Origin of the sequence: Paraburkholderia guartelaensis, assembly GCF_004353905.1 — a bacterium.
Taxonomy (GTDB): domain Bacteria; phylum Pseudomonadota; class Gammaproteobacteria; order Burkholderiales; family Burkholderiaceae; genus Paraburkholderia; species Paraburkholderia guartelaensis.
Window position 1 is genome coordinate 1 of record NZ_SMOD01000099.1, and the last position, 6,547, is coordinate 6,547.

Below are 6,547 nucleotides of genomic sequence, written 5' to 3' on the forward strand. Positions count from 1 at the left end.
CCGCTCTTGCCGTTGCGCTGGTTGGTCGCGTTCTCGGGCCGCACGGCGCCGGCCGGATAGCCCAGATGGTGTCCAAGTTCGGCGCCCAGCGCCCGCTCGATCAGCGCCTTCTTGAACGCCGCTGAGGCGGCATGCACCGCTTCGGCCGTCATCGGCCCCTTCACGAACTGGTCGATCAGTTCCTTCGGAATGGACGGCAACGCCGTCAGGGCCTCGGGGGACGTCTTGGGTTTGCGTGGCATACATGCTCCTTGAGCTACATGTTATGCCTTACACACAAAATTTATGACAGGCCCCGGTATGGTCGCGCGCGACACCCGCACCAACGACAGTCATCTCCAGGTTGCGCGATAACGTCGTCAACGCGCCCCGTCGCGCAATCGCACATCAGTCTGCTCATGTGCATTAAAGGCCGCCGGTGGACAAGGACGTGCGGACGTAAGGGAGGCTCGCACAAACTCCATACGGATATTCCGGAATCTGATGGTAACCGGCTCCCATAGACGTGGACCAAACCGCCGGGCTTGCCCTACAGGGAAATGGGGTCGCGGGCGGTGCAGCCTGCGATGGTCGGCAAAGGCGCGCAAGCGCTCACAACAAACAACGACAGGTGTATCGCGCGCTACACTGAGTCCACAACCCTGCATAGCCCTGCGCACATTGCATGCACTCCCGGCAACCACATCTCCGAAAGATAACAGCATGGAAATCCGCGTTGCGTACGAACATAGTCTCGCCACTGCGCCGGAGGAATTCATCGTTCAGGTGCCTTCGCAGCTCGTGACCGATATCCCCGCGAACGTGCCGCGCGCCCTGTTACCTGAATTCATCGCGAACCTGATCGTCGAACGCTCACCGGCAATCGGAAAGATTCGCAATCTCAGGATTCTCTAGCGGGCTTCTTTTCAGCGGCGATGCCTGGGTGTCGACAGGCGTTGTTGCCCAGCCTCGGCAACACTCAGAAAAGGCTCTGTTGCCTGATATCGCGTGCTGGAGGCAATGACGGTTTCTGGCGTCGCGCGCCCGTGCGGCGGCGAACAACACGGCGTACATGGGCGATCAGCTCGAAGCCTCCGTTCGCAAAACTGAGCTTGAGCTGGAACTGCGTCAGCCCATCCGGCCCGATACCGGGCAGCACGCGCAGCGATGCACGCATGTCGAGCCGACGGGCACGGTCCACGAGCTGCGCGCGGCTCATGCCATTCCATGCGGCCGCAATCAGCCGACCGACCGCCGGAGGAATTGACTCGGGTGGACAATAAACTGGCAACGCGAGAGATACGAGCTCGAAACGGCAAGCCATTGGGTTGACGGCGTGCGGCGCTGTGTCCGCACTTCCTCACGCACAAACATGGCGCGCCGCTCTCATTGAGGCGACGCGCGAAGGGACCTGAGTAATCAGTCGTAGCGGGCCGCGAATGCGGCGCCGCCAGCATGTCGCTCCGCCAGCTACGACTGGATCGCCCGTTAGCCGTTACGCTGCTGCGACTTCAGGCGTGGCAGCAGCCTCAACTGCGGCCGGTGCCTTTCTGGCCGCGACCTTGCGCGGCGCCGATGCCTTTTTCGCGGGTGCTGCGACCTTGCGCCCACGCACACCCTTTGCCGGAGCCGTTGCTGCCCGGCCAGCCTTTTTCGTGGCGACTGCCGTCTTCACCGCCTTTTTTGCCACGACACGTTTTGCGCCTGCCTTTTTCGCAGCGGCCTTCTTCGCAGGTGCCGCCTTGGCGCCGGCAGTCTTCGCCGTTGCCCCAGCTTCAATCAAGAATTTCGAACGATCCTTGACGTCGCGAATCCACAGCGGCGCCAGACCACGGCCCGACCACGTCGCACCCGTTTTCGGATCCGCGTATTTCGGCGCAACGTGATGCACGGCTGCACCCGGGGTTTTTGCTGCCGCCTTTGACAGCGTCGTCCCGGGTTTACGACTGCGTCGCTTTGCAACAAAGCCTTCGATATCAGCGACAGTCAGTCCGTGTTTTTGCATCAGGTCACGGATTTTCGTCAGGCCCACAGACGACTGCTTTTCGGCAATCGCTACTGCCTGCTTCTGGAGTTTTGCGATTTTTGAGTTGATTGCGTCCAAGGTAACCATGTCTATTCCTCCCTGTGGGGTTTACCGTCCATGCGATCCTGGAACTTCCCTGGCTTATTTCCCAAGCACTTCGAAGTTCGGTCTGCCCGTCAGAATTGACGCGATCGTCGCGGTCGTGATTATGACTTCATCAGTACGCTCGTGCAAATTGAATCCACAGCGCGCAACGGTTTGGAGGTCACTAAAGATTAAAAACAGACTCACGCCCGAGTTGTCTGCGCGTAGCGGAATCGCTGTTTTTCCGCTCGCATGCTACCTTGCTGCGAGGCGTTTAATTCCCTGCTAACGCACCACGTGCCCGCGCATCAGTGTTCGCATAACCGATGTTCCGGTCTGTTGCGCACACGCGATCGTGCGTGCAACAAACCACGACAGAAGGTGCGCAAGCATACGAGGCGTCGTTTCCCGATTGCCTTATACTGTTTGAAAACACCGACCGCCAGTCTGGGCACTTCCCCTGTGCCGCTCCCAGCAAGACAGTTGTTCAAAACACCACCGCCTTCTTCGCTGCGTCAGCACGGGGCACCGGGTCGCGTGGTATCCTGGCGGCACGCGATTTGCAATCACCTGTGCGAAAACAGATTGTTGCGCGGAGAATACTGAATGGATGAAAGAAAGCGCGAAAGCATCGTGGCCTATCTGAGGCGACGGATGGCCGAATTTGAAATCAACCCGGAAGACATCGCCACTTCAATTGCGGCAGATCAGGAGCGGTTGCGGGCAGTGCGCTTCCGCGACGCTTCCGGAAACACATGGGATGGCAAAGGCGCTCCGCCGCAATGGGTGGTTCAAGCGATCAGCGCCGGACAGTCTCTTGAGCATTTTGCAATTGATTCGGCATCGACCCGGGGTCCGGGCAAGCGCACCGGCGCCGACTGGCGCAATGACCCGTTTGCTGGGACCAGACTTGCAGCAATCAAGACAGAGGGCGTTGGCGCCGCTTGAGAGCCGCTCCGCTCCAGCGCCGAATGGGCGCCAAGGTCATCGGCATCACACTTTCCCCGCAGGAGCGGCAAACTGAGTTAAGCATCCGCATACGACCTCTTCTTCGCGTCGTTTCTCAACGCGCTTCGAAGGCAGCCGGGTTATGCGAGCACCGCCTTCCGTTCATGAACATATCCTGCTACTTCAGATTGACACCGTAGTGATCACGTCAATACCGGTGGATCCTGACAGGCGGACTGCTCAATTCATGGCGTAGCGATGCAGCACTGCCTGCCAACCATAGACAAATCGCCCTTCTCGAAGGCTGGTAAATCTGGCCACTCGTCGGCGAGCAGGGAGACCGCCCGGATAGCCACATCGTCCTTAACATGCAGCCCGGCCTATATCCTCACGCCATGGGTTCGTGGACGTGATGACATCAGCATCGGAAAGTCGACGACCCCGCAGAATCGCTACCGCTCCTTTTTGAACATGCACCCGTAGTTCCTTCATTTCTGCGACAGCAGAACCGTTCGCTGCGCGCGACTTGCCGTCTCTGCAACACATGAAAAAATGTTTGAGATGGAACTCATATGGATGCGGAGATAACTCATGGTGAGAACGGCTGTGCGAACCGCGCTCGAATATTGTGTCATTACCAGCTTCGCTCTCGTTGCCGGTTTTGCGTCAATGGTCGTCTGCGAGCATGTACGCGAACACGCCGCGCAGTTGACGGCGACGGACTGGCCGCAGGCTGGACTGGGCGCCGCAGCATCTGCGGCGCTCGCGTTTCAGAAGGATCACGGACGCCTCCCCGATAGCCTCGACGAACTGCGCACCTCGCGATCCGGGGCATACCTGCCCCGTGGCTTCGATCTCGAGGGCGTGCTGTACTTTCGCGATGGAGGCGGTCGTCCGCGGCTAAGCTGGCGGGACGATGTTGATCGTGACGCCGCGTACTGCACCCTTGCTGCCGCGCTGCACAAGGACTGCTAGCCGTCGAGTGCGCCGAGAGTATGCGAATGCGAAGGTGAATGACGACGTGCGAGCTCTCGAGTCCTGGCACACCAATCGTACACGCCGTGTTTCACCGTTGTGTGCTGAAGCCTTCCCTGTCACCGTTGAGGCATGTCGTTCGGTTTTCTGATGATCGAGCGATCAATGGTCATTCGCAAGACCAGGTGGCTCGCTCGACGACCGCTTACAGGCGAACACCCTTCGTTTCGCGGTCTTGATCGTCTCCTTCAGCGACGCGGTTGCCCAATGCACATGCGATATGGTCGCAATGACAGGCGCTTCGAAAAGATCCACACAGGACTGAAGGTCAAAGATCTGGCGCGAGATGCAATGCCTGCCCCCTGCGTCGGCATAACGCAAACCACGCCGCTCACAGTAACGACCGCGCACAAACCGGTCAGTGCGCCCCGCAAGGCTTTTTCAGCCTGAACGATACTTTTGGTCAGGTTCTCGCGAAAGTGGGCGGAATGAGTCCGACATCGCAATAAGGCAAAAGGCGGATCCAAACGCGCCGACGCCAGGGACGATGACGCGTATCACACCTGATTCGCGTTCTGCGGTCAGTATGAGCCAATACAGACGAACCGTTTCTCGTCCTGAACGGTGAGCTTTTCCGGGACTTCATCGATCCCGGTATCGCTTGCCCTACCGCGCTGGCCGTCCGAACCGCGGTTGCGCCAATGCCCTCGAGCATCGTGCACGCTCCGAGTGGGAACATTTTCCCGGTTCATCTCCTCCCCGGCCAGGCAGAAGCCCCCTCCTGAGCGAAACTTGCATCCCGGCAAACGCGCGCGATGATGGGGGTATTCAAAACGTAAAGGATACCTGAGCGATGAAAGCAGCCAACCACATCAAAATTACCGCAGCGCTTTCGGCCTGTGGGTACAGCGTCGACATGAGCCAGCACGCACGTCTACGGGCAGCCGAGCGAACGTCCGTTGCGCCAAGCCGTGTGCTGGAGTTGGTCACGACACGCTGTGCCGTGGCGCTGCCGTTTCGCTCCGCAAATCGCTCCTACCACCTCTTCCTTGACAAGGAAAAGATGATTTTCATGGTTGCGGTAGTCGCTATCGAGGGCGGCAGCAAGAGCAGTCCAGCGAGCGTCGTGACGGTTTTGACACGCGAGCACTTCGAGAATGATGCGGGTCCAATCGGGAAAAAGGCACTGCGCATCGCAGCGAGCCGTGTGCTCGATCCTGTCGATTTCAGACGTTGGGAACAGAGAGAATTCGGGCCGGGCGGCATGCGCCGCCGATACCGCGTCCTCACATATTACAAGAGGAAAGAGGGCACTACGGGATGCAAGGTCTTCAACGACGCTCCGGTCTGTGAGCACTTCGTCGACGAGTATGCGCTCACGAACGCCGCCGGCCACCCTGGATTCTGGGACTGGTACGCCCGTCAGGCGAGCCGCGCCAGCCTGCCCATCGCTTCGGTTGTCTCGATGCGCATCGCGGACACTGACAAGATTCGTCTGGAGGTCTCCGCTCCAGCGCGCGAATGCCCCTGCTGCGAGGCGAAGAAGTCACAATAAGCGCAATTGCCGATCGCACGATTTCGATGTGCCCTGTGCCGGAGTCGCAGCGATCGGGAGTGAAAATGCCCCGGTCTCCCAATGACGGGAGAGACTGGGGCATTGCGCCCTGCACAGTGACCCCAGATGATGTGCCCAACCTTGTTTCATGGAATTGCATCATCGAGCCCATTGCCCGAATAGGCTCCAGCGCGATGCCCAAGCTTACCTGTCCCCAAAGATCGTCCGCATTCCCGGATCGTATGGCGCTTTCAGTACCACGAGAGGATCGAGGAGCCAGCTCCGGGATGGGCCGGATTGAACAGATAGTTGTACGAATGAGGGAGAATGGCGCCCGGAACTTTGAGGAGCAACGCCTGCCCTGACGCCAGCCACTCACTACCGGCTGCCTGCGTCCGGTCCGCATTCTCGCGCCAATCATCGGGGATGACATTCGCCGCGAGCTCCGCGCCCGCAGCAAGTTCCACGCGAAGCAGTTGATCGTTATCAGGCAACACCCGCGGCGCCCCGAATTCGCGTGGTGCACCACGCCCTCCAGCAGCGCAAGCGCGGGAATTTCCGCCAGCTGGACGAAGGGTTGCCCCCGGTAGTGCCACCGGCCAGACGCCCTCAACCCGCCGATGCCCCGAAGGTCCGCGTAATTGCTGATCCTCCATAATTCCATCACGCGAGGTATCCCTCGTGGGGGGCGACAATTATGTTGGCCGGTCGTTGACGTTTGTTTTGGCCGGTGGTGAGGAGTCGGAGGCGGCGTAGCCGCCGGAGACGACGAACCACCGGCGGCGCCGCGTCGGCGGGGCAATAGGATGGCTGATCGATTCTTAAAGAAGAAGCGGTCAGCACATGTCTGGAACCCGCATCACCGACCAACAGGTTCGCCTCTACATGAACAAGCGCAAACACCATCCGCAGGAACTCGCGGCCGCGAAGGCAGGAATAAGCGTGCGCAGCGCACGCCGCATTGAGCGTGACGCGACGTT

The 6,547-nt window shown here is 59.7% G+C and carries 6 protein-coding genes and 2 pseudogenes; 4 read left to right on the forward strand and 4 right to left on the reverse strand.

What is annotated here, in order from left to right:
* Positions 1 to 242: pseudogene (locus E1N52_RS42675) on the reverse strand (IS256 family transposase); the annotation flags it as partial.
* Positions 243 to 702: 460 nt separating this feature from the next.
* Between E1N52_RS42675 and E1N52_RS42680 the strand changes: the two are divergent.
* Positions 703 to 894, forward strand: coding sequence for a hypothetical protein (locus E1N52_RS42680; protein WP_028215456.1), 192 nt, complete (start codon positions 703 to 705; stop codon positions 892 to 894).
* Positions 895 to 958: 64 nt separating this feature from the next.
* Here E1N52_RS42680 and E1N52_RS42685 read toward each other — a convergent pair whose 3' ends face one another.
* Together E1N52_RS42685 and E1N52_RS42690 are read right to left on the reverse strand one after the other, a co-directional pair.
* Entirely contained in the window at positions 959 to 1,198 is a 240-nt protein-coding gene (locus E1N52_RS42685; protein WP_246089465.1) for a hypothetical protein, read from the reverse strand.
* 276 nt (positions 1,199 to 1,474) lie between these two features.
* Complete coding sequence (locus E1N52_RS42690; protein ID WP_133191075.1) at positions 1,475 to 2,092, reverse strand: H-NS histone family protein; 618 nt, start codon at positions 2,090 to 2,092, stop codon at positions 1,475 to 1,477.
* Between the two features lie 603 nt (positions 2,093 to 2,695).
* On the opposite strand from E1N52_RS42690, the gene E1N52_RS42695 reads away from it, so the two are divergent.
* From E1N52_RS42695 to E1N52_RS42705, 3 genes are all read left to right on the forward strand, one after another.
* Complete coding sequence (locus E1N52_RS42695; protein WP_133191077.1) at positions 2,696 to 3,037, forward strand: H-NS family nucleoid-associated regulatory protein; 342 nt, start codon at positions 2,696 to 2,698, stop codon at positions 3,035 to 3,037.
* 606 nt (positions 3,038 to 3,643) lie between these two features.
* Positions 3,644 to 4,012 (forward strand): hypothetical protein, encoded by a 369-nt coding sequence (locus E1N52_RS42700; RefSeq protein ID WP_133191079.1) that lies wholly within the window; start codon positions 3,644 to 3,646, stop codon positions 4,010 to 4,012.
* 853 nt (positions 4,013 to 4,865) lie between these two features.
* A complete protein-coding gene (locus E1N52_RS42705; protein WP_133191081.1) occupies positions 4,866 to 5,567 on the forward strand; it encodes a hypothetical protein in 702 nt (233 codons plus the stop codon).
* A gap of 204 nt (positions 5,568 to 5,771) precedes the next feature.
* Here E1N52_RS42705 and E1N52_RS42710 read toward each other — a convergent pair.
* A pseudogene (locus E1N52_RS42710) lies at positions 5,772 to 6,234 on the reverse strand (RES family NAD+ phosphorylase).
* Positions 6,235 to 6,547: the final 313 nt, after the last annotated feature.